Below are 23,503 nucleotides of genomic sequence, written 5' to 3'. Positions count from 1 at the left end.
CGGGTTGCTCCCGCAGCCGGTGGCATCCTTTTTTAGTATGGAAAGAAAACATGTCGATTAGCTCAGTGATTAAATCCCTTCAGGACATTATGCGTAAAGACGCCGGCGTAGACGGCGACGCGCAGCGCCTTGGCCAGCTTTCGTGGCTGCTGTTTCTGAAAATTTTCGATACCCAGGAAGAAGAGCTGGAACTGGAGCAGGATGATTACCAGTTCCCGATCCCGCAGCGCTATTTATGGCGCAGCTGGGCGGCGAAAAGCGAAGGGATCACTGGGGATGCGCTGCTCGAGTTCGTCAACGACGATCTGTTCCCGACGCTGAAGAACCTCACCGCGCCGATCGACAAAAATCCGCGCGGTTTTGTGGTCAAACAGGCGTTCAGCGATGCCTATAACTACATGAAAAACGGCACGTTACTGCGCCAGGTGATCAATAAGCTCAACGAAATCGATTTCAGCAGCAGCCAGGAACGGCATCTGTTCGGCGATATCTACGAACAGATCCTGCGTGACTTGCAAAGTGCCGGTAATGCGGGCGAGTTCTACACCCCGCGCGCCGTGACGCGCTTTATGGTCAACCGTATTGACCCGAAACTGGGCGAGTCGATCATGGATCCGGCCTGCGGCACCGGCGGTTTTCTCGCCTGCGCGTTTGACCATGTGAAAGAGCATTACGTCAAAACGACCGAAGACCACAAAACGCTGCAAACGCAGATTCACGGCGTAGAGAAGAAACAGCTGCCGCACCTGCTGTGCACCACCAATATGTTGTTGCACGGCATTGAGGTGCCGGTACAAATTCGCCATGACAACACACTCAATAAACCGCTGTCCTCCTGGGATGAGCAGATTGACGTGATCGTCACCAACCCGCCGTTTGGCGGCACCGAAGAAGACGGCATCGAGAAGAACTTCCCGGCCGAGATGCAAACCCGTGAAACCGCCGATCTGTTCCTGCAGCTGATTATCGAAGTGCTGGCCGATAAAGGCCGTGCTGCGGTGGTGTTGCCGGACGGCACGTTGTTTGGTGAAGGGGTGAAAACCAAAATCAAAAAGCTGCTCACCGAAGAGTGCAACCTGCACACCATCGTGCGTTTGCCGAACGGCGTGTTTAACCCGTACACCGGCATCAGAACCAATATTCTGTTCTTCACCAAAGGTCAGCCGACTAAACAGGTGTGGTTCTACGAGCACCCGTACCCGGACGGCGTGAAGAACTACAGCAAAACCAAACCGATGAAGTTTGAAGAGTTCCAGGCCGAAATCGACTGGTGGGGCAACGAAGCGGACGGTTTTGCCGGCCGCGAGGAAAACAACCAGGCGTGGCAAGTCAGCATCGACGACATCATCGCCCATAACTTCAACCTCGATATCAAAAATCCGTACCAGGGTGAAACCGTCAGCCACGATCCGGATGAGCTGCTGGCGCAATACCAGGCGCAGCAGGCGGAAATCAGCGAGCTGCGTAACCAGCTGCGCGATATCCTTGGTGCGGCTCTGGCGGGTAACAAGGGGGCGAACTGATGACTGTTGAGAAGCTGATCACCGACCATATCAATATCTGGTCTTCTGCCCTGCAAACCCGCTCCACCGCCGGGCGAGGCAGCAACGGTAAAATCGACCTCTATGGCATTAAGAAACTGCGCGAGCTGATTCTTGAGCTGGCAGTGCGCGGCAAATTGGTACCGCAGGATCCGAATGATGAACCGGCATCTGAGCTGTTAAAGCGTATCGCGGCTGAGAAAGCAGAGTTGGTAAAGCAGGGGAAGATTAAAAAGCAGAAGCCGTTGCCTGAGATTAGCGAGGATGAAAAGCCGTTTGAGCTGCCGGTGGGGTGGGAGTGGGTGCGGTTAGGGGCTTTAGGATATACCCAAACCGGAGGTACACCTTCAAAATCTAATGCTGAATACTTTGGAAATGATATTCCCTTTATAAAGCCTGCTGATATTACTGCACAAGAAGTTGTATACAATAACGAGGGGCTTTCAGTTCAAGGGGCAGATAGCTTAGGTCGTGTTGCCCCAATTGGCTCTATTTTAATGGTTTGTATTGGTACCATTGGAAAATGCCAAATCATAAATCGAGCATGTTCATTTAATCAACAAATAAATTCTATTACTCCTTTTGTTGATATGTCTGATTTTATTTTTATTAGTCTTTCTTCCTATTATTTCCAATCACTAGCGTGGAATTACTCTTCAAGCACAACAATAGCTATTTTGAATAAAAGGAAATGGGAGTCTTTGTTAGTTCCTGTGGCTCCGTTTTCAGAACAAGTACGGATAGTGATCAATGTTGAAAAACTGATGGCCCTTTGTGACCAACTGGAACAGCAATCCCAGTCCAGTCTGGATACCCATAAACAACTGGTAGAAACCCTGCTGGCAACGCTGACCGGCAGCCAAAATGCCGATGAACTCACCGAAAACTGGGCGCGAATAAGCCAATATTTCGATACGCTGTTTACCACCGAAGCGAGTATCGACGCGCTTCAGCAAACCATTCTGCAACTGGCAGTGATGGGTAAACTGGTGCCGCAGGATCCTAACGACGAACCGGCTTCTGAACTGCTTAAACGTATTGAGCAGCAAAAAGCGCAGCTGGTAAAAGAAGGGAAAATTAAAAAACAAAAACCGTTGCCGCCAGTGAGTGATGAGGAAAAACCATTTGAATTACCGAAGGGATGGGAGTGGTGCCGCCTAGAAACGATTACAGAACTTATAACGAAAGGTTCGTCACCAAAATGGCAAGGGGTTTCATATACTGATAATCCTGATGATATTCTTTTTATTACAAGCGAAAATGTTGGTTCATTTAAGATCCTTCTTGATTCAGAGAAATATGTTGAAAAAAAATTCAATGAGATTGAACCAAGATCAATATTAACACGCAATGATATATTAATGAATATTGTTGGGGCATCTATTGGTAGAACCGCAATTTTTAATATGAATAAAAATGCAAACATCAACCAAGCGGTGTGTCTGATTAGGGTTGTAAATAATTCAATGCTTCTTTCATATTTACTGAATTTCTTCAATAGCGAAATTTGTCTTTCGTACATGTTTGATAAGCAGGTCGATAATGCTAGGGCTAATCTAAGTATGGGCAATATTGCTAAATTTGTACTACCAATCCCTCCCTTGAATGAACAGAAGCGTATTGTAGAACATATTGATAACCTCATGTCCATCTGTTACAAACTCAAATCCCGCCTGCAATCCGCCCAGAAAACCCAGCTTCACCTGGCGGATGCGCTTACCGACGCCGCGTTAAACTAAGGAACGGACGATGCCGCTTCATCATGCAATCTGGCGGGTGGGGGATGCCCCCCAGCCACTGGCTATCAGCAAGCTCCCCAGTGAACAACTGCTGGAGAAGATGATCTTAAGCGATCCTACCATCCTCTCCGACCAGTGGATGTTGATCGGCCATCAGGAAAATACCCTTGATAAGGGGCGTATCGATCTGCTGGCTATCGCGCCGGATGCCTCGTTGATTCTGATTGAGCTGAAGCGCGATCGCACGCCGCGCGAGGTGGTGGCGCAGGCTTTGGACTATGCCTCCTGGGTAGATGATCTCACCGCCGATCGCCTGTCGCAGATTTACGAAAAATTCTCCGGCGGCGGCAATCTGGGGGAGGCGTTTAAGCAGCGCTTCAACACCGAGCTTGAAGAGGACTCCCTGAATCAGTCGCATCAGATCATTATTGTTGCGGCAGAGCTGGATCCCTCGACCGAGCGCATCGTGGACTATCTCAGCAAGAATGGCATTTCGATTAACGTGCTGTTCTTTAAAGTGTTCCAGCACGGTGACGATCAGTTCTTAAGCCGCGCCTGGCTTATCGATCCGAGTGAGACGCAAACCAATGCTGCACAAGCCACCGCAGGAACCAGCGCCAAAACCAAAGATCCCTGGAACGGGGAGTTCTATGTTTCATTTGGCGATCCGTTAAGCCGGAGCTGGGAAGAGGCGCGTCGCTATGGGTTTATCAGCGCCGGTGGCGGCAGTTGGTACAGCCAGACCTTAAAGCAGCTCCAGCCTGGCGACCGCGTGTGGGTAAAGATCCCGGCAACGGGCTACGTGGGCGTCGGTTTGGTCCAGAGCGCTGTAGAGCCCGTCAGCAGTTTTACGGTCAACACCGAAGACGGTGAAAAACCGGCGATGGAAGTGCTTAAGTATCGCGAGCTGTATCGCCGCAATGCCGATGATCCGGACAAGTCAGAGTATTTTGTCCCGGTAAAATGGCTGGAAACCCGCAGTGAAGAAGATGCGGTCAATGAGGTCGGCTTTTTCGGTAATCAGAATACGGTATGTAAACCGACGGCGCCGAAGTGGCGCCATACCATTGAGAAGCTGAAACGCTATTTCCGTCATTGGGATGCGGACGCGTAATTGGGCTGGGCGATGGGATCGTCATCATCAACTCTTCCCCACGGTCTCCAGCACCAGTTGCCGAAACCGCTCGACGATCGGCGAAGCCGGGCTGCGGCGCAGCGCCAGGTAAAGCGGGGCGCTGAGCTGCGCTTCTTCGGCGAGGGTGCGGTAGACGATGCCGTCGCCGCCCAGCCGCCGCATTGAGCCGGGCACCACTGACAGCCCCAGCCCGGCGCCGACCAGGCTGAGGGTGGCCGGCAGGCGCGGTGCTTCCTGCACGATGCGCGGGCTGAAGCCGGCGCGGTGGCAGGCGGCCAGGATGGCGTCGTACAGCCCCTGGCCGGCCGGGCGGCGATAGAGAATAAACGCCTCGTGGGCCAGTTCGGCCAGCGGCAGCGGCTGCTGCGTGTCTTGCGCCAGCCGGTGGCCCAGTGGCAGGGCGACAATCATCGGTTCGCTGAGCACTGGCTCCACGCTCAGGCCGGGAATGCCGCTGGCCGGCGAGCGCACGAAGGCGGCGTCGAGGCGCTGTTCCAGCAACGCCTCCATCAGTTCGCCGCTGCCGGCTTCTTCCAACTGGGTAGTGATGCCCGGCTGGATGTCGCGGTAGCGGCGCAGCAGGTTGGGCACGAACGGGTGCAGCGCGGCGGAGCTGGTGAAGCCGATGGCGATGTGGCCCTGCTCGCCGCGGGCGGCGCGCTGCACCGCTTCGCGCAGGCGTTCGGCGCGCGCCAGCAGGGCGCGGGCCTCTTCGAACAGCACGCCCCCCGCTTCGGTAACGCGTACGCCGCGCGGCAGGCGCTGCAACAAAGTTACGCCCAGCTCATCTTCCAGCCCCTGCAGCAGGCGGGTCAGCGGTGGCTGCTGGATAAACAGCCGCTCGGCGGCGCGGGTGATGTTGCCTTCTTCCACCACGGTGACGAACGCCCGCAGGCGACGCAGTTCGATCATAGCCATACCCCAAAGGTATCTTTAGTTGTTTAGGAATGCATTAGACATCATGGCACGTCGTCGCGCATGATACCAGACATCAAAACAAGCGATGTGGAATGGCAATGTCATGTCAGATATCAATACGTTAAAACCGCACCCGGCGGCAGCGCCGGGCAACGCGGAGCTGTTTGTGGGCTTTCTGTGGCTGGGGCTGATCGGCTTCGGCGGCGTGCTGCCGCTGGCGCGCAGCATGTTGGTAGAGCGCCGGCGCTGGTTGAGCGGCGAACAGTTCACCGAGCTGCTCGGGCTATGCCAGTTCCTGCCCGGCGGCAACGTCATCAACCTGTCGGTGGCGGTGGGCATGGAATTTCGCGGGTTGCGCGGCGCGCTGTGCGCCTTGCTGGGCCTCATCAGCGCGCCGACGGCGATCGTGGTGGGGTTGGGCGTGGTCTACGCCCGCTTCCAAAACGATCCGCATGTGCAGCATGTGTTCGCCGGGCTGGCCGCCGCTGCCGCCGGGCTGCTGCTGTCGACCGGGATCAAGATGCTGCTGCCGCTGCGCGGTAAATGGCCGGCGCTGGCGATCGTCGCGCTGGCATTGATCGCCATCGCCTGGCTGCGCCTGCCACTGCTGCCGACCATGCTGGTGCTGGCGCCGCTGAGTATTCTGCTGATGTGGCGGTGGCCGTCATGAGCGGGGTTTTAATTGCGCTGGCGGTGATCTTTACCGAGCTTTCTCTGCTGGCGTTTGGCGGCGGCATGACCATTCTGCCGGAGATGCAGCGGCAGGTGGTGGAGGTGCATCGGTGGATGAGCGCCCAGGAGTTCAGCGCGCTGTTCGCCATGGCGCAGGCCGCGCCGGGGCCGAACATGATGATCGTGCCGCTGGTCGGCTGGCACGTGGCCGGTTGGGCGGGGCTGCTGGTTTCTTCGGTCGCCAAGTTCGGGCCGTCTTCCATCGTTACGTTGCTGGTGATGGGCGCCTGGCGGCGCTTTAAGGATCGCCCGTGGCGCCGCATCGTGCAGGCCGGTCTGGTGCCGCTGACTGTGGGGCTGGTGGCGGCCAGCGGCATCTTGATCGCCGAGGCTTCTGCGCCCAACTGGCGGCTGGCGGCGATCGTGGCGCTGGCGACGGGATTGAGCATGAGCAAGCGCCTCCATCCGCTGTGGGTGCTGGCGGGCGGCGCGCTGCTCGGGTTGCTGTTCGCCTGAGGGATTAGCGCGGGATCAGCATAAAGCGTGAAGGGCCGTTGCGGTCGATCAGCTCATAGCGCTTCGGCGCGGTCAGGGCCAGAAACGCCACCATGCCGCCTTCGGCGTCGGTCAGCGTCATGCCGTCCGGCGTCGGCCGCCAGGCGACCGGCAACGTTTGCAGCGCCAGCGGCTGCAGGCACTGGGCGGAGGCGCTGAAGCGGAAGGCGTTGGTGTTGGCCACCGCCTCGTCGCTCAGTTGCACCTCGCAGACGGTTTTACCGTCGCCGATGGCGGCAAGCTGCCAGTCGCCCTTCAGCGCGGCGGGTTCCAGCAACGGCAGTGAACTGCCCAGGGCACTGCTGCACAATACGCTCATAACGACTCCTGTCAGGCTGGCGCGGCGCAAGGCGCGCATAAAGAAATGGGTTGGCATCGGGTCACTCCTTCCGGCTGTCCGTTCACACCTTAGCATGTTCCCTGCGGGATGGTGAGGCAAGGATTAGGTTTTTTAATCCTCGATTATTCTGATCTAACCGGCGATAACATGCCCATAAAGACGAGTCATTAGCTCGCCTATACGCTTATCTTTCTCATTAATACTGCGCTAATACAGATCGTTATGATTATTTCCTTCTTAACGCCCGGCGCGATGATGCGCGGCGGCGTAGGCTCGCGCCGTCGGGGTTAATTACTATACTGGTCAATCCTAAGCCTTGGCTTAGATTAGAACGACTGATGAATAGTCTTACAAAGCGAGTGGATTCCTACTGTGTAAAAGGAGAATGCAATGAGCAGTCGCCACAACGATATTTTGCAAGATGACGATGAGTTCACCAGCCTGTCCGCCACATCCCCCAACGATCATAACTATCAGTTTTACTATCACCAGCCCGGCAGCCTCTATGATGGGTTAGGGTACGGCGCGCTGTTTACGCTGGACAACGCCAACCTGTACAGCAACCAGCGCGGCGGAGCCGCCATTAACAACTTGGGTAAAATCCGCGATAACTTCAGCTTCGATCGCGCCGCCGATCAACTGACGCGGCCGGGCCTGACGCACAACGGCGATCAGGTCTATCACCAGCCGGTGGCGCTGACCTATTCCTTCCTGACGCAGAGCGCGCTGAACCGCATCGGCCAGACCGGCGACGGCGACAAGGGGCTGCAGCCGCTGACCCAAGCGGCGCAGGCGCAGGCGCTGAAATCGATGCAGGCCTGGGCCGACGTGGCGAACGTGACCTTTACCGAAACGGCGTCCACCGATATCAATCATCGCGCGGACATCACCTTCGCCTACTTCACCCAGCGCGCCGACGGCAGCACCGCTGAGGGCAGCGGCCCGAATGCCATTAATGCTTACGCCTATTACCCGCCGAGCTCCAAACCGGGCAGCGATAACGCCTTTGCGGGCACGGTGTGGTTCAACAAGAGCTTCGCCACCCATCAGGCGCCGGTTAGCGGCGATTTCAGCAGCCAGACCTTCACCCACGAGCTGGGGCATGCCCTGGGGCTGGCGCACCCGGGATCTTATGACGCCTCGTTGGGCAACCCGAGCTACCAGAACGACGCGGCTTACTATCAGGATTCGCTGCAATACTCGATCATGAGCTATTTCAACGCCGGTTACACCGGCGCCGACACCAAAGGGGTGTATGGCTATGGCCCGATGGTGGATGACATCGCCGCGATCCAAAAATTGTACGGCGCCAACATGAACACCCGCACCGGCGACACGGTGTACGGCTTTAACTCCAACACCGGGCGCGATTTCCTGACCGCCACGGCGGACAACGGCAAACCGGTCAACTTCGCGGTGTGGGACGCCGGCGGCAACGACACGCTGGACTTCTCCGGCTACAGCCAGCAGCAGATGATCAACCTGAACGACGGCGCGTTCTCCAGCGTCGGCGGCGGCACGCAGAACGTCGCCATCGCGCGCGGGGCGATCATCGAGAACGCCATCGGCGGCAGCGGGCGCGATGTGATCATCGGCAACGATCAGGACAACCTGCTGGCGGGCAACGCCGGTTCCGACATCCTGTACGGCGGTCTGGGGGCGGATCATCTGTGGGGCGGCAAAGACGCCAACAACTTCACCGACTATTTCGTCTATCTCAATGCCAAAGAGTCCACGGTGGCGGCGTTCGACGTGATTGAAGACTTCGAGCACGGCATCGACAAGATCGATCTCTCCGGCCTACGCTTCAACAACAGCCTGAGCGAGCTGCGCTTTATCGATAGCGGCAGCGCCTTCAGCGGCCAGAAAGGCGAGATCCAGCTCAACTTCGACGCCTTCAACGGCACCACCGATCTGTTGATGAACACCCAAAGCAACAGCTATGCCGCTGACTTCAAGATCCATGTGGTCGGGCAGGTGGAGCAGAGCGATATTCTGTTTGCCTGAGGGCGATGCAGGGGAAAGAGAAAAGGGCCGAACGGCCCTTTTTTTACGGCTGGGCCACCGCGGCGCTTTCCGCTACGAAGGAGCCGGTTGCCACCGCGCCGGCGCGGCGGTAGTGGGCCACGATCACGCCGCCGGGCGAGACCACCGATTGGGCCAGCGTGAAGGCCGCCGGCGCCGCGTTGTCATCGAACAGCCGTTTGCCGCCGCCGAGCAGCACCGGGTAGGTGAGCAGGCGCAGTTCGTCCACCAGATCGTTGGCCAGCAGCTGTTGCATCAGCGTGCTGCTGCCCTGCACCAGCAGTATCGGCCCCTGCGCGCGTTTCAGCTCGCGCAGCCGGGCGAGGATGTCCCGCCCCAGCCACTGGCTGTTCTGCCACGCCAGCGTCTCGCCGTGGTGGGTGGCGACATACTTGGTGGCCTGATTGAACACGCGGGCGATATCGGCGGATAACGGGTCGGCCTCGTCGGTGATCTGCGGCCAGTAGCCGGCGAAAATGTCGTAGGTGCGCCGCCCCAGCAGCAGATCGAACGGCGCGGAGAAAAGATCGCCCATCGTTTCCGCAATGGCTTCATCCCAGTAGGGGGCTGTCCAGCCGCCGAAGCGAAAGCCGCCGCTGCGGTCTTCGTCCTGCCCGCCGGGCGCCTGCATCACGCCGTCGAGGCTGACGAAGGCGCTGGCAATAATCTGTCGCATGGCTGTCTCCTGCCGTTGAGTGCCAGCTGAAAGTTTAGCCGCCGCGCGGCGGCTGCGCCAACCGGCCGCTCAGGGCTGCAGCGCCTTGAGCAACGCCTGATGGAAACGCTCCGGCTCCTCCATTTGCGGCGCATGGCCCAGCCCGGCGAACTCGATCAGCGTGGCGTGCGGGATCAGCTTCGCCGCCTGTTTGCCCAGCTCCGCATAGTGGCCGATCCTGGCCTTGACCGCCGGCGGGGCGATATCGCTGCCGATGGCGGTGGTGTCGGCGGTGCCGATCATCAGCGTAGTGGGGGTTTGCAGATCCTTGAACTCGTAGTACACCGGCTGGGTGAAGATCATGTCGTAGATCAGCGCCGAGTTCCACGCCACCAGGCGATGGCCCGGCCCGTTGTTCAGCCCGGCCAGCATATCCACCCAACGATCGTACTCCGGCTTCCAGTTGCCGCCGTAGTAGGTGCGCTGCTCATAGTTGCGGATGCCCTCGGCGGAGGTGTTCAGTTCGCGCGCGAACCATTGATCGACGCTGCGCCACGGCACGCCTTTGGCCTTCCAGTCCTCGAGGCCGATCGGGTTGACCATGACCAATTGCTCCACTGCCTGCGGATACATCAGGCTGTAGCACGTGGCCAGCATGCCGCCGGTGGAGTGGCCGATGACGATGGCCCGGCTGATTTTCAGGTTCTGCAGCAGGCCGTGGGTATTTTGCGCCAGCTGTTGGAAGCTGTACTGGTAATGCGCCGGTTTGGTGGAGGAGCAAAAGCCGATTTGATCCGGCGCGATGACGCGGTAACCGGCCTTGCTCAGCGCCTTGATGGTGTCCTGCCAGGTGGCGGCGCAGAAGTTTTTACCGTGCAGCAGCAGCGCGGTGCGGCCGTTGGCGGCACCTTCCGGCGGCACGTCCATATAGCCCATTTTTAACGGCTGCCCCTGCGAGGTGAAGCTGAACTGCTGCAACGGGTAAGGGTAGTGAAAGCCCTGCAGCTCCGGGCCGAACTTAGGCGTTTCGGCGGCGGCGGGGAACGCGGCCAGCGTGGCGCACAGCAGCGCACGACGGGTGAATCTCAGCATCCTGATCTCCTGAAAAACGGACGATAGCCGAGTATAGCCACAATCAGGGCGTCGGCGCGCCAGCAGTTTCAGATAATTCTGTAATGTTACGGCCCGATCCCAGGCAAGGTTCCGGCCACGGCCTTGTACACAGTGAACGCGGTCACGCCGCGCAATATTGGCGGAGCCTGAAGGTTTTATTTCAAGGCTAAGTTATGCGATGCTTAAGCATTATTTATGCAAAAGGATCCTCGCATGTCCGCTTTATCCCGCTGCGCTTTCAGCGAAGGCAGCGTCGCTTTGCCGGAAGGCTATGCCGATCGCACCGTCAACGTGCTGTTGGCCGGCGATGATGTTTCCCCCTCAATCAATATTTCCCGCGATGCGCTGCAGCCGGCGGAAAACCTGGAAAGCTACGTCACCCGCCAGCTCGATGCGCTGGCGCAGGGGCTGAAAGGCTGGGCGTTCAAAAGCCGCGAGCCGGCGACGCTGGGCGATGGATTAACCGCCGGTGAATGGGTGCGCGCCAGCTACCTGCGCGACGGCAAGCGCATCTGGCAAAACCAGGTGGTGTTCGCGCTGGCGGAGGGCCGGGTGCTGGTGTTCACCCTGGCGATGGCGCGCAAGCTGACGCCGCAAGACGACGCGCTGCTGCAGCAGGTGCTGAGCAGCTACCGGGCGGTCTAACGATGAACTCTTTGCGTAAAAGGACCTTACGATGACCGAAGCGGCTCGCGTCGGCGATACCATCGGGCATTCCCATGCCCTGGCCGGCATGATTGCCGGCACGATTGTCGGCGGCCTGATCGCCGCCGCAGGCGCGGTGGCGGCGGGGGCGCTGTTCGTCGCCGGCCTGGCGGCTTCCTGTATCGGCGTCGGCGTGCTGCTCATCGGCGCCAGTCTGGCGGTGGGGTATCTCACCGGGGAGGCGGCCACCGCGGCGCGCGACGGCATTGCCGACGCCGGCGCCGGTAGCCTGACCCCCAAAGGCAATATCGTCACCGGCTCCCCCAACGTCTTCATCAACGGCAAACCCGCCGCGCTCGCCACCAACAGCCAGGTGGCCTGCAGCGACGACGGCCCGAGCATGCAGATGGCGCAGGGGTCCGACAAGGTCAGCATCAACGGCCAGCCCGCCTCGCGCGTAGGGGACAAAACCAACTGCGACGCGCAGGTGATGGAAGGTTCGCCCAACGTGTTTATCGGCGGCGGCACCGTCACCACCTTGCCGATCAAGCCCGAAGTGCCGGATTGGCTGTACAAGGTCTCTGACCTGACGCTGCTGTTCGCCGGCCTGGTGGGCGGCGTGGGCGGCGCCGCCGGCAAGCTGGGGGCGCTAGGCAAACTGCTGGGCAAGCTGCCCGGCATCAACAAGCTGGCGCGCATCGCCTGCCGCGCCGGCACCCTGATGACCGCCACCGCCGCCGTCGGCATTATCGCCCGGCCGGTGGATATCGTCAGCGGCCAGAAATTCCTCGACGGCGAAGACGATCTCGATTTCGTGCTGCCTTCGCGCCTGCCGGTCGCCTGGCAGCGCTATTGGCGCAGCGGCAACCCCGGCGACGGCGTACTGGGCCGCGGCTGGAACCTGTTCTGGGAGAGCAGCCTGCAGCCGTATCAGGACGGCCTGGTGTGGCGCGCGCCTTCCGGCGACTTCGTCGCTTTCCCCAGGGTGCCGCGCGGCCACAAAACCTACTGCGAAGCCGAAAAATGCTGGCTGATGCACAACGACGACGGCAGCTGGCAGCTGTTTGACGTCGGCGAACAGATTTTCCACTACCCGCCGCTGGCGGGCGATCAGCCGAGCCGGCTCAGCATGATCACCGACGCCATCGGCAACGCTACCTCGCTGTTTTACGACGACGAAGGGCTGCTGAGCGAACTGGTGGACAGCGCCGGGCAGCGCCTGATGTGCCGCTATGCGCAGGGCCGCCTGCGCGAAGTGGCACTGCAAACCGCCGAAGGCGAACGGACGCTGGCGCGCTACGGCTACGATGAGCAGGGCCAACTGACGACGGTGAGCAACCGCGCCGGTGAGGTAACGCGCCGCTTCGGCTGGCGCGACGGCCTGATGATCAGCCACCAGGACGCCGCCGGGCTGCTGAACGAATACCAATGGCAAGAGATTGACGGCGTGCCGCGCGTGACGGCCTACCGCAACAGCGCCGGAGAATCGCTGGAGTTCGGTTATGACTTCGCCGGTGGGCGCCGCAGCGCGGTGCGCGGCGACGGCAAGCGCGCGGAGTGGCGGCTGGATGACGACGACAACGTGGCGCAGTACACCGACTTCGACCAGCGCCGCTACGGTTTTATCTACCAACGCGGCGAACTGTGCAGCGTGCTGCTGCCCGGCGGCGCGCAGCGCCAGAGCGAATGGGATCCTTACGGCCGCCTGCTGTCGGAGACCGATCCGCTCGGCCGCGTGACGCGCTATCAATATTCGCGCAACAGCGGCCGACTGTTCGCCGTCGCGTACCCGGACGGCAGCAGCGAGGCGCAGCACTGGGATACGCTGGGGCGCCCGACGCGCTATGTCGATGCGCTGGGCAACGCCACGCTGTACCGCTATCCGGATGACGAAGAGAGCCTGCCGGCCGGCGTGATCGACGCGCTGGGCGGGGAAGTGAAGCTGGAGTGGGACGCCCGCGGCCAGCTGACGCGCTACACCGACTGTTCCGGCAGCGTGACAGCTTATACCTACGATGCGCTGGGGCAACTGACGGCGCAGACCGATGCCGAAGGCCACCAGACGCGCTACCTATGGGATAACGGCGGGCGCCTGCACACCCTGATCCACCCGGACGGCGGCGAAGAGCGCTTTAACTGGAATGCACACGGCCAGCTGGCCGAGCATCAGGACGCGCTGGGCAGCCTGACCCGCTGGCAGTACAACGCCCTGGGGCTGCCGGTCAGCATCACCGACCGCATCAACCGCACCCGGCGCTATCACTACAGCCCGCAGGGTTGGCTGACGCGGCTGGAGAACGGCAACGGCGGCGAATACCGCTTCAGCTACGATGCGGTGGGCCGCGTGCTGGCCGAAGAGCGCCCGGACGACACCCGCCACTATTATCGCTACGGCGCGGCCGGGCTGCTGGAGGAGCACCGCGAGGTCGGCCTGCCGGGCAGCGCGGGCGAGCTGACGCAGCGCGAACAGCGCTTCCGCTTCGACGAGGCCGGGCAACTGGTCTGGCGCGGCAACGCCAGCGCGGAATGGAATTACCGCTTCGACGCCATGGGGCGGCTGCGCGAGCTGAACCGCCTGCCGACGGTGAGCGGCGCGGCGCTGGGCATCGAGCCGGACAGCGTGCAGATGCGCTATGACGCCGCCGGGCGGCTGCTCGGCGAGCAGGGCGTGAACGGCGAGCTGCAATACCAGTGGGATGCGCTGGCCAACCTGCAGGCGCTGACGCTGCCGCAGGGCGATCGCCTGCAGTGGCTGTATTACGGCTCCGGCCACGCCAGCGCCATCAAATTCAACCAGCAGGTGGTGAGCGAGTTCACCCGCGATCGCCTGCACCGGGAAACCGGCCGCAGCCAGGGCGCGCTGCAGCAGCAGCGGCGTTACGACGCCATGGGCCGCCGCAGCTGGCAGAGCAGCGCCTTCGGCCACGACAAACTGACCCGGCCGGAAGACGGCGTGCTGTGGCGCGCCTATCGCTACACCGGCCGCGGCGAGCTGGCCGGGGTGAGCGACGCGCTGCGCGGCGAAGTGCACTACGGTTACGACGCCGAAGGCCGCCTGCTGCAACACCGCGAACCTAATCAGGGCAAACCGGGGGCGCGGCTGGTGTACGATCTGGCGGATAACCTGCTGGGCGAGCGCAGCCCGCAGAGCGACATTGACGCGCACCTGCCGCTGGCGCCGATCGCCGATAACCGGCTGACGCACTGGCAAAAACTGTTTTACCGTTACGACGCCTGGGGCAACCTGATCAGCCGGCGCAACGGCCTGTATGAACAGCACTACCGCTACGACGCTGACAATCGGCTGGTGCAGGCGCATGGCCGCGGCCCGCAGGGCGAGTTCGAAGCGCAGTACCATTACGATGCGCTGGGCCGCCGCAGCCGCAAGGCGGTGCGCTACAAGGGCAAAACCGAACAGACGACCCGTTTCCTGTGGCAAGGCTACCGGTTGCTGCAGGAGCAGCGCGACGACGGCAGCCGCCGCAGCTGGAGCTACGATCCGGCCAGCCCGTGGAGCCCACTGGCGGCGCTGGAGCAGGCGGGCGACAGCCGCTCGGCGGATATTTACTGGTATCACACCGATCTGAACAGCGCGCCGCTGGAGGTGACCGACGCGGCGGGCAACCTGTGCTGGTCCGGGCAATACGACACCTTCGGCAAGCTGCAGGGCCAGACGGTGGCCGGCGCGGCGAAGCGGCAGGGCGCGCAATACCAGCAGCCGCTGCGCTACGCCGGGCAATATCAGGACGACGAAAGCGGCCTGCACTACAACCTGTTCCGCTACTACGAACCCGAGGTGGGGCGTTTCACCACGCAGGATCCTATAGGGTTGCGCGGTGGGTTGAACCTGTATCAGTATGCGCCGAACCCGCTGATGTGGGTGGATCCGTTTGGGCTTGATGTTATACGTTTACGGCATTACACAAGTAATCAAGGTTTTGCAGCAATAAAAGAAAGTATGAAGATACTTGCAGGTGATCAAAATGCTGTATTTGCAGTTAGAGCAAAAGGAAAGCCATTAAGCATGGCTGATGCAGCAGATAAATTTAAAATAAAGCAAAACCACGCTAGAAATTACATCGATTTTGATATAGATAAAAAACGAGTAGAGTTTAGAAAAAATGATTTAGGCGTTGAAGAATATAAGATAAAAGGCGATATTGAATTAGATGCGAAAACAACTAAATTTAATAAGAGATGCTAGAATTATGAGAGAGAATAACTCAGGAAGTACTAATGATCTAAAAGAGATTTTAATATCTTTGGAAGAGATTGTTACTGTTATAGATAAAATAGGCTCTGGGTTCGATAAAAGCGGAAAAACGGCATCGGCATTGTTGCTTTTCTTTAATCAATGTGATGTGTTAGACAAATTATCCAGAACAAGAAAGTATTTATATCAGGAGTTAGAAAATCGATTGTCTCCTGAAGAGTATGATGAGTGGATAGAAAAAGATTTTCCCACATGGAAACCGCCATATGAGAAAACTGAAGAGGAAATATTGGGGATGTTAAATTCAATGAGGCCAAAATAAATTTTTATATAACATCAAAAAATTGATAAAATTCGGAAGGGTTGCTCGATCCTTCCGGTTGTTTTTATCCGTTATTAGATGGGATTTATAATCGTTACTTGTCGGTACGCAAGTATATTCCATTGCTGTAGCTGTTTTATCACCTTGCCGGACATCACATTGATCGCCAGCGATTGGTCGACCAAGTCGTTTTGCGTCAGCTAATCCTCAGCCAGATACAATTAGCCGTCATCTCGTTCTCTGATGGTTGGGCAGTCAGCGTGCCGTGAATTTAGCAAGAGTGCCGAGTTTTACAATAATTAAAACAATGAGTTAGTATGTTTTTGTGGTGCCGTTATACTCTAGCTGAAGGCAAAAGACGCACGTCAGAGCGGCTGTATTTTGAGTATGTTAAAAGAGTAACGGGTAATAGCCGGGAAGCCAGCAACGGTGCGGGCGGTAGCGTGCTATGAGAAAGGCCGACCAAGGAATAAAAGTGATAGGTGCTTCTAATGAGAATAAAGCTGATTACTGATGCAAAAGCTAGTTTAAAAAAATTGGTGTCTCAGTAAAAGACACGGATTTTTCTCTGGTTAATGTGTTCTCAAGCGACGAATATGAGCTATACATAAAAAAGTTATGGGAAACAATAAATAGCTTTAAGGTTAAAATGATTGTATTCCTTGATGATGACTATTATGTGGATAACGTAAGTGACAAAATAAAAAGTATAAAAAGAGCTGTGGGTAAAAACGGTTTGATGGAACTAAAGAAAAATGTAATTAAAAAAGAAGATATTATTTTTAATAATAGAAACTTTTTTATTGATATGGTTGAGGTTAGTGATGATGTGAGCCTTCTAACTGTGAGGGGGATTTATAAAGCAATATATAGTGGTGGTGGGGTTTATTTATTCTTGCAGGCGGATTTAGTTTGTGAGGATGATTCACTGTTAGGGTTGATAAATTCGTATGATGATGAGTGTAGTATTTCTTGTAAATTACACTTTGGCGAAACTCTGACATCAGAGAGATACTTCATTCTAACAGCAGTGAGTGAAGATAATAATTCTCACTTATTGAGTGGAGTTGCAAGGTTTACAGGTGAAGAGGTTGATAAACTCATTGAAAAAACATCCCACCATTACCCAATGGTATTTGAAAAGCAAATATTAAAGTTTGAAACTCGCTCGCTGAGATAGGAATAGGACGACGAAAGCGGCCTACACTACAACCTATTCCGTTACTACGAACCCGAGGTGGGGCGTTTCACCACGCAGGATCCGATAGGGCTGCGCGGCGGGTTGAACCTGTATCAGTATGCGCCGAACCCGCTGATGTGGGTGGATCCGTTTGGGTTATCTGGAACTCGAATTCCGAGGACAAATGGCCATTGGGATGGCGTTCCTGGTGAAAGTAATTGGTATTCTTATAAGCCAGCGGTAAATGCCGTTACAAATAATCAGCCAATACCATTCTCTAATGGGCGGCCAGATTTTTCTCCATGGTCAAAAGGAAGCATAACTTTTGAAAATGGTGTTCTGGATGGTACTGAAAAAGATTTTCCTAAAGTATACAAAGCAATAGCTAAAGAGAAGGGCATTACGCAAAGTGCTGCCCAAAAATTATTGCGTAAAAATAAACTAACTCCACACCATCTTAGTAATACAGAGATAATATTGGTACCTCGTGGGTTGCATGGAAATGTACCACATATAGGCTCTGCATCAGATATGAGGAATGGAAAAAAATGTTGAAAAAGCTAGAAAAACTTGGTGCTGCTCTGAGTAAACTATCGAATGGGGTAGATGACCCTTTATTCAAGAAACTTGAAAATTACTCTGGTGCTTTACCGAGTGAATATTGTGATTTTTTGGTTAACTTTAGCCAGGGAGCTGAGTTTGACTCTTTAATCGTTTATAAAGGAGTTGAAGCCTCTCCTTGGGCAAGTAAAGATGGATATGATTCACTGGAGTATTTCTATGGATTAAGTAATTCAGAAGGAGAGGGGGATGTCTTTGAGTTCATTGAAATGTATAAGGATGATCTTGGGAGCCAATGGTTACCCATAGCATCATCAGATGGTGGTAATCAAATATGTCTTTGCCTAACGGGGAAAATGGTTGGACAAATCTGGTTCTGGGATCATGAGGCAGACCCTTTATATGATGAAAATCAAGTAATATCAGGGTTGTCACTAGCTGCTTACGATTTGAAAGATTTCATTTTCCGCCTTGAAATTGATAAGGAAGAACCTGATATATCAGGGGTAAAGAAAGTCGTTTTAGATTTTTGAATATATTTATGCTCTTTAAAAATAAACTAAAAGAGCAATAACGAAACTGGTCCTCAGGGTGTTTTTACCTACGCCCACAGAACGACATCAACGCGTACCTGCCGTTGGTGCCGATCGCCGACAACCGGCAGGTGCAGGCGCACGGCCGCGGCCCGCAGGGCGAGTTTGACGCGCAGTACCATTACGATGCGCTGGGCCGCCGCAGCCGCAAGGCGGTGCGCTACAAGGGCAAAACCGAACAGACGACCCGTTTCCTGTGGCAAGGCTACCGGTTGCTGCAGGAGCAGCGCGACGACGGCAGCCGCCGCAGCTGGAGCTACGATCCGGCCAGCCCGTGGAGCCCACTGGCGGCGCTGGAGCAGGCGGGCGACAGCCGCTCGGCGGATATTTACTGGTATCACACCGATCTGAACAGCGCGCCGCTGGAAGTGACCGACGCAGCGGGCAACCTGTGCTGGTCCGGGCAATACGACACCTTCGGCAAGCTGCAGGGCCAGACGGTGGCCGGTGCGGCGAAGCGGCAGGGCGCGCAATACCAGCAGCCGCTGCGCTACGCCGGGCAATATCAGGACGACGAAAGCGGCCTGCACTACAACCTGTTCCGCTACTACGAGCCCGAGGTGGGGCGTTTCACCACGCAGGATCCGATAGGGTTGCGCGGTGGGTTGAACCTGTATCAGTATGCGCCGAACCCGCTGATGTGGGTGGATCCGTTTGGGTTGACAGTGCAAACATTGATACACTACACCACTGAAGAAGGATTAAAAGGAATTTTAGATAGCGGTGAACTTAGGGCATCATCTGGGCCTATTCACGCTCGTTTTGGTGATGGGGAATACCTAACAGATATAAAACCAGAACAAATTGGTGGCCGAACACTCAAAGAAGCAGCAGGGACAGGCAAGTTATCACTTGGGCAGGTAGCTCACAATTTATATGGTGACTCAAGGAAAATTAATAGTATTACACATTATGTAGAAATTGATGTCACTGGTTTGGATGTGTCTGAACCTAGACCAAATACATTCAGGGTTGCAAACACGGGGAACCTTGATATATCTAAACGTATAGTTAAAAGTGGGAAAAGTTGTGGAAATTGATAAAAACTACTATAAAGGTACATGTGAACTCATTTCTGGTGAAGGGAGGATCTATACTGAGTTTAATGGCGATGTTGCAACAAGACAAATAACTATAATAAATGATTTGTATTATTCATCCTCATCTTTGGAAGATTGGCACGAAGATATAGGTTTTTTACTTTATGATGGTAAGAAAAGTGAGCTTGATCTTTCTGAGTCAGAGTTGATAACTAGTCTTGAATTTGAAAGTGAATGGAATAAGACGATCACCTCTGATGTTTTGAATGATTATGTCAGTTTTAGCTATGGTGATGCATCTATTCCTTCGTCAAAATCTAAAATGATCATTCATATTGTGAATAACAAGGGTAAGTGGGGAAAAGGTTTTGTTGTTCCTCTATCAAAACGCTATCCAGCAGTAAAGGAAGAATATTTAAAGTGGTTCTCTGAAAAAAAGGATTTTTTTCTCGGGAATGTACAATTCATCTGTGTGAGCGAAAATGAGCGGATATATGTTGCAAATATGTTGGCTCAGGATGGACTAAAGAAAAGTAAAGATGATAATGCTCAGTATGTTTCATATGAAGCACTTAAAGAATGTCTAAGTCTGGTTTCTGATTATGCATTAAAAGAAAGGCTTAGTATACAATTGCCTATGATTGGTGCAGGATTGGGAGGTGGTGATTGGGATGCTATTTTTTCTCTAATCAAAGAGCGCTTAGCAAGAAAGAAAATAAAATGCAACATCGTTAAATTAAGTTGAATGAGAGTGACATGAACTTCTATACTTTCAATAGCTTTACATTTGGCGATAACTTGATTTGTTTTCCCGTTCCGAAATCAAGATTGTCCAGCTTTTTTATTTGGAATGAAGGTGATGGTAAGTTCCTATCCTACTCACTGCCAAAAGGGAAAATGCCAAGCGCTTCGAGTAGCGATATTTTTAATTTGCATGACTATTTTCCTGCCAGTCTCGGAATTCCAATCTTTTCAAAAAGAGCTAAGGCTGTATTTGAACGCAAGGTTTCGTCTGAGATGTTATTCTATGAATGTGCGGTAGAAAACGTAACTGAAACGATTTTTCTGTGTAAAGTGAATAATTATTTTCAAATTATTGATGAGGAAGCCTCGACGTTCAGAGAACTTGAAGATGGAAGCAAACTCATTGATGTGCCTGCTTACAAGTGTGACAGGGAGTTCTTTATTGCTAGGGATAGCATCTATTGTGAAAGAATAATTGTCTCTCAGCAGTTTGTTGACCTATGTAATGAAGAACAGCTAAACATAGGCTTTGAGCGTTGCTAATTGACGTTCCCAAAAGATACTCACTATCCTCTTACCCCCCAAACTAAATACCCAATGTGCCATCAATCAGGGTGCGGCAGTGCCCGCCGATCCAGGGTTCGCCGTCAATAAAGCGCACGCTCACGCGGCCATCTCGATTCAGTTGGGTGCCCTGGCGCACCTGGTAGCCCTGTGCGGTCTGGCCGCCGTCGGGAAAGCGGCTGGCCTTCAATAAGCGCGCCAGGCAGGCGTTGGCGCTGCCGGTCACCGGATCTTCAATCAAGGCGCCGCATTCCACCATAAACGCGCGCATTTCGTAATCGGCCGGTTCGGTTGCGGAGCAGGCGCCATAGATCACCACGCCATCCACATCGCAAGCCGTTTGCAGGCGTTTAATCGTGGCCTGATCCAGCGTCACCGCCAGGCAGGATTGTGCGTCCGGCAGGCGCACCATCAGCCAGCGAATGCCCATCTCGGCAATCACCGGCAGAGGGCTTGCTGCCATCACCGCGGGCCGTAAAGCGGCCATCAGCCGTTCTGTTTCCTCAGCGGCCATTGGGCGGAACTCAACTTCGGGCGCGGCGAACGCCAATGTGCCTTCCGGCTGGATATCGACCGCCACCAGGCCGACGCCGCATTCCTGCATCACCGTCCCAGGCCGTTTAGGCGTCAATCCGGCTTCCAGCAGGGCGTGGGCGGTGCCCAGCGTCGGGTGGCCGGCGAAGGGCAGCTCTTTTTCGGTGGTGAAAATGCGCACCTTATAATCCGCCGCCGGGTGCGTCGGTTTAAGCACAAAGGTGGTTTCCGAAAGGTTGGTCCAACGGGCCAATGCCAGCATTTGCGCGCTGCTCAGCCCCTCGGCCTCCAGCACCACCGCCACGGAGTTGCCCTGCAGCGGCGTACGGGTAAACACGTCCACCTGTTTGTAGGCGCGGGGTGTCACATCATCACTTCTGAGCATTTGCCATCATCCGTTATCAACAAAACCTGATGATAACGATATTCGCCAATGGCTTCAAAGGGTTGAGTTTTGTTTTGAGATACCTGGCCGTCGCCATTTCAGCCCCGGCTTGGCGAACATCACCAGGTTGCCCAGCAGGATCAGGCACAGGCCCAGCACGGCGTTGAAGTGCCACTGATAGCCCTCGTAGATCGTTGAGATGGTCAGCGCCACCAGCGGGAACAGCAGGGTGCTGTAGGCCGCCGCGCCGGCGCCGATGCGGCCGAGCAGGCTGAAGTAAGCGGCGAAGGCGATCACCGACCCGAAAATCGACAGATACAGCAGGGAGCCGATATAGCGGCTGCTGAATTCGATCTGGAACGATGCGCCCTGCGCCAGGGCGATCAGCGCCATCAGCAGCGTGCCGTAGGCCATGGCGTAGGTGTTGGTGGAAAAGATATCCAGCCCGCGGCGCTGATGGCGCGTGCTGATCATGTTGCCCAGCGAGAAGCCGTAGGTGCCGAGCGCGCTCAGGCCGATGCCTTTGAGCAGCTCCGGCGCCATGCGGGTGGCGGCCAGATCTTGCCAAAACAGCGCCACGATGCCGGTCAAACCCAGCAGCGCCGCCGGCAGCAGGTTGGGGCTGGGACGCTGGCGGAAAAACAGCAGGCTGTTGAGGGCGTTGAACAGCACCGCCATCGAGAAGATCACCGATTCCAGCCCGCTGCTGATGTAGGCCGCCGCGTGGTAGAAGCAGAAGAAGTTGAAGCCGAACACGCAGCAGCCTTGCAGCACGCAGAACAGATGATCGCGCGGGGCGAGGCGGCGCAGGCGGCGTGTTAGCAACAGCACGGCGAACATCACCGCGGCGGAAATGGCGAAGCGGTAAGCAATCGAGACGGGAATGGCCACCGGGCCTTCCTGTTGCAGGGTGATCGCAATCCAGGTGGTGCCCCAAATCAGCACTACGGCGAGGTACAACAGCGCATTCATTCTATTTGTTACTCCGAAAAAACCGATGGCGCAGTATCCGCTTTGGCGCGCGGCGGCGCTTGCAGCGCTTTGCGGCCAGTTGCATATTCTTGCGCTTTTTTTGCCAAAAGCGCGGGGCGGCGGCTGGTATGCGGCGGCGCCACTCTTTACACTGTCGGCATGTCGAACAACGGGGCCGGCGATGTCCAACTATCAGGCGTTTGAAACACTGCGTGAGCACAAGGCGCGGCTGCACGGCAGCGTGCTGCTGGGCACCGGCGTGGAGCTGGCCGCCTGGTCAAACTGCAACGATCGCGTCACGCAGGAAAGCGCCGACCACCATACCCTGAGCCTGTACGTCGCCGACGGCTATGAGTGCTACCAGCAGGTGCCGGGCGGCTGGCGCAACGGCGGCGGGCCGGATCGGTTCTGCATCATGCCGCGCCAATACGCCTCCACCTGGGACGTGCGCAGCGATCTGTCGTTCGTGCACCTGTATTGCACCGACGGGCATCTGCGGCAGCTGGCGGAGCAGACCTGGGATCGCAGCCCGGCGGCGATCAACGTAGAGCCGCGCAGCTTCGGCGAAGATCCGCAGATCACGCTGCTGTATCGCCAGTTTTTGCTCAACTGCGACTGGCGGGACAGCGCCAATCTGCTGGCGCTCAGCAGCGCGTCGAACCTGCTGATGTCGCATCTGATCCAGCGTTACAGCCAGCTGCAGTGGAAGCTGCCGCAGGCGCGCGGCGGCCTGGCGCCTGCGGTGGCCAGGCGGGTGCGGGAATATATCGAAAACCACCTCGATCGGCCTTTGCTGTTGGCGGATCTGGCGGCGCAGGCCGGGTTGAGCGAATACCATTTCGCCCGCATGTTCAAGCACGCCACCGGGCTGGCGCCGCACCAGTTTGTGATGCGCGCCCGGCTGCAGCGGGCGGAACGGCTGCTGCGGCACAGCCAACAGCCGATCACCGAGATCGCGCTGGCGTGCGGCTTCAGTTCCGCCAGCCACTTCAGCAACCGCTTCAAGGCGGCCTACGGATTTGCTCCGCTGCAGGTGCGGCAGGGGCGCTAACCGAAA

20 protein-coding genes and 2 pseudogenes are annotated in these 23,503 nt (G+C 56.4%); 16 read left to right on the top strand and 6 right to left on the bottom strand.

The window, feature by feature from the left end:
- The first annotated feature begins 50 nt into the window (after positions 1-50).
- From ACJ8HN_RS06155 to ACJ8HN_RS06145, 3 genes are read left to right on the top strand one after another with little or no spacing between them, the layout of a single operon-like run.
- Complete coding sequence (locus tag ACJ8HN_RS06155; protein ID WP_442523178.1) at positions 51-1,523, top strand: N-6 DNA methylase; 1,473 nt, start codon at positions 51-53, stop codon at positions 1,521-1,523.
- Positions 1,523-3,280 carry a restriction endonuclease subunit S gene (locus ACJ8HN_RS06150; RefSeq protein ID WP_442523177.1) on the top strand — a complete coding sequence of 586 codons (1,758 nt, stop codon included), beginning with the start codon at positions 1,523-1,525 and terminating at the stop codon, positions 3,278-3,280. Before ACJ8HN_RS06155 ends, ACJ8HN_RS06150 begins: the two co-directional genes overlap by 1 nt.
- Positions 3,281-3,290: 10 nt before the next feature.
- On the top strand, positions 3,291-4,394 hold the full coding sequence (locus tag ACJ8HN_RS06145; RefSeq protein WP_193169254.1) for a nuclease: 1,104 nt from the start codon (positions 3,291-3,293) through the stop codon (positions 4,392-4,394).
- Positions 4,395-4,421: 27 nt separating this feature from the next.
- Here the strand turns inward: ACJ8HN_RS06145 and ACJ8HN_RS06140 are convergent, their stop codons facing one another.
- Positions 4,422-5,333 (bottom strand): LysR substrate-binding domain-containing protein, encoded by a 912-nt coding sequence (locus ACJ8HN_RS06140; protein WP_442523176.1) that lies wholly within the window; start codon positions 5,331-5,333, stop codon positions 4,422-4,424.
- A gap of 103 nt (positions 5,334-5,436) precedes the next feature.
- On the opposite strand from ACJ8HN_RS06140, the gene ACJ8HN_RS06135 reads away from it, so the two are divergent.
- Both ACJ8HN_RS06135 and ACJ8HN_RS06130 read left to right on the top strand, forming a co-directional pair.
- Positions 5,437-6,003 (top strand): chromate transporter, encoded by a 567-nt coding sequence (locus ACJ8HN_RS06135; protein WP_033634481.1) that lies wholly within the window; start codon positions 5,437-5,439, stop codon positions 6,001-6,003.
- Complete coding sequence (locus tag ACJ8HN_RS06130) at positions 6,000-6,521, top strand: chromate transporter (RefSeq protein WP_442523175.1); 522 nt, start codon at positions 6,000-6,002, stop codon at positions 6,519-6,521. The genes ACJ8HN_RS06135 and ACJ8HN_RS06130 overlap by 4 nt, the downstream gene beginning before the upstream one ends.
- A gap of 4 nt (positions 6,522-6,525) precedes the next feature.
- On the opposite strand, the gene ACJ8HN_RS06125 is transcribed toward ACJ8HN_RS06130, so the two are convergent.
- Positions 6,526-6,879 carry an AprI/Inh family metalloprotease inhibitor gene (locus ACJ8HN_RS06125; protein ID WP_442523174.1) on the bottom strand — a complete coding sequence of 118 codons (354 nt, stop codon included), beginning with the start codon at positions 6,877-6,879 and terminating at the stop codon, positions 6,526-6,528.
- A 411-nt stretch (positions 6,880-7,290) separates the two neighbouring features.
- Between ACJ8HN_RS06125 and ACJ8HN_RS06120 the strand changes: the two genes are divergently transcribed.
- On the top strand, positions 7,291-8,907 hold the full coding sequence (locus ACJ8HN_RS06120) for a serralysin family metalloprotease (RefSeq protein WP_442523173.1): 1,617 nt from the start codon (positions 7,291-7,293) through the stop codon (positions 8,905-8,907).
- A gap of 43 nt (positions 8,908-8,950) precedes the next feature.
- Here ACJ8HN_RS06120 and ACJ8HN_RS06115 read toward each other — a convergent pair whose 3' ends face one another.
- Together ACJ8HN_RS06115 and ACJ8HN_RS06110 are read right to left on the bottom strand one after the other, a co-directional pair.
- The gene (locus ACJ8HN_RS06115; RefSeq protein WP_442523172.1) at positions 8,951-9,601 is read right to left on the bottom strand and encodes a dihydrofolate reductase family protein; all 651 of its coding nucleotides are present in this window, start codon (positions 9,599-9,601) and stop codon (positions 8,951-8,953) included.
- A 69-nt stretch (positions 9,602-9,670) separates the two neighbouring features.
- A complete protein-coding gene (locus tag ACJ8HN_RS06110; RefSeq protein WP_442523171.1) occupies positions 9,671-10,672 on the bottom strand; it encodes an alpha/beta fold hydrolase in 1,002 nt (333 codons plus the stop codon).
- Between the two features lie 234 nt (positions 10,673-10,906).
- On the opposite strand from ACJ8HN_RS06110, the gene ACJ8HN_RS06105 reads away from it, so the two are divergent.
- The 9 genes and pseudogenes from ACJ8HN_RS06105 (at position 10,907) to ACJ8HN_RS06065 (ending at position 20,534) form a co-directional block, all read left to right on the top strand.
- A complete protein-coding gene (locus tag ACJ8HN_RS06105) occupies positions 10,907-11,338 on the top strand; it encodes a DcrB-related protein (RefSeq protein ID WP_442523170.1) in 432 nt (143 codons plus the stop codon).
- Between the two features lie 31 nt (positions 11,339-11,369).
- Positions 11,370-15,542, top strand: coding sequence for an RHS repeat-associated core domain-containing protein (locus ACJ8HN_RS06100; RefSeq protein ID WP_442523169.1), 4,173 nt, complete (start codon positions 11,370-11,372; stop codon positions 15,540-15,542).
- Positions 15,543-15,546: 4 nt separating this feature from the next.
- Positions 15,547-15,873, top strand: a complete 327-nt coding sequence (locus ACJ8HN_RS06095) for a hypothetical protein (RefSeq protein WP_072269922.1) — start codon at positions 15,547-15,549, stop codon at positions 15,871-15,873.
- 649 nt (positions 15,874-16,522) lie between these two features.
- Entirely contained in the window at positions 16,523-17,053 is a 531-nt protein-coding gene (locus ACJ8HN_RS06090) for a hypothetical protein (protein WP_442523168.1), read from the top strand.
- 6 nt (positions 17,054-17,059) lie between these two features.
- Positions 17,060-17,608, top strand: a pseudogene (locus ACJ8HN_RS06085) (RHS repeat-associated core domain-containing protein); the annotation flags it as partial.
- Entirely contained in the window at positions 17,602-18,147 is a 546-nt protein-coding gene (locus ACJ8HN_RS06080) for an SMI1/KNR4 family protein (protein ID WP_086579803.1), read from the top strand. The pseudogene ACJ8HN_RS06085 and the gene ACJ8HN_RS06080, both read left to right, overlap by 7 nt.
- Positions 18,148-18,236: 89 nt before the next feature.
- Positions 18,237-19,247: pseudogene (locus ACJ8HN_RS06075) on the top strand (RHS repeat-associated core domain-containing protein); the annotation flags it as partial.
- Positions 19,237-19,992 carry a macro domain-containing protein gene (locus ACJ8HN_RS06070; RefSeq protein WP_240660521.1) on the top strand — a complete coding sequence of 252 codons (756 nt, stop codon included), beginning with the start codon at positions 19,237-19,239 and terminating at the stop codon, positions 19,990-19,992. The pseudogene ACJ8HN_RS06075 and the gene ACJ8HN_RS06070, both read left to right, overlap by 11 nt.
- An 11-nt stretch (positions 19,993-20,003) precedes the next feature.
- The gene (locus tag ACJ8HN_RS06065) at positions 20,004-20,534 is read left to right on the top strand and encodes a hypothetical protein (RefSeq protein WP_442523167.1); all 531 of its coding nucleotides are present in this window, start codon (positions 20,004-20,006) and stop codon (positions 20,532-20,534) included.
- Positions 20,535-20,577: 43 nt separating this feature from the next.
- On the opposite strand, the gene ACJ8HN_RS06060 is transcribed toward ACJ8HN_RS06065, so the two are convergent.
- On the bottom strand, positions 20,578-21,474 hold the full coding sequence (locus ACJ8HN_RS06060; protein WP_442523166.1) for a PhzF family phenazine biosynthesis protein: 897 nt from the start codon (positions 21,472-21,474) through the stop codon (positions 20,578-20,580).
- A 54-nt stretch (positions 21,475-21,528) separates the two neighbouring features.
- Entirely contained in the window at positions 21,529-22,446 is a 918-nt protein-coding gene (locus ACJ8HN_RS06055; RefSeq protein ID WP_442523165.1) for a DMT family transporter, read from the bottom strand.
- Between the two features lie 181 nt (positions 22,447-22,627).
- Here ACJ8HN_RS06055 and ACJ8HN_RS06050 point away from each other — a divergent pair, with 181 nt between their 5' ends.
- The gene (locus ACJ8HN_RS06050) at positions 22,628-23,497 is read left to right on the top strand and encodes a helix-turn-helix domain-containing protein (protein WP_033634491.1); all 870 of its coding nucleotides are present in this window, start codon (positions 22,628-22,630) and stop codon (positions 23,495-23,497) included.
- Positions 23,498-23,503: the final 6 nt, after the last annotated feature.

The organism is Serratia sp. CY29653, from assembly GCF_052169255.1.
Classification (GTDB): domain Bacteria; phylum Pseudomonadota; class Gammaproteobacteria; order Enterobacterales; family Enterobacteriaceae; genus Serratia; species Serratia sarumanii.
Note: the sequence above shows the minus strand (reverse complement) of the source record. Positions and strands in the feature narration are given on the sequence as shown.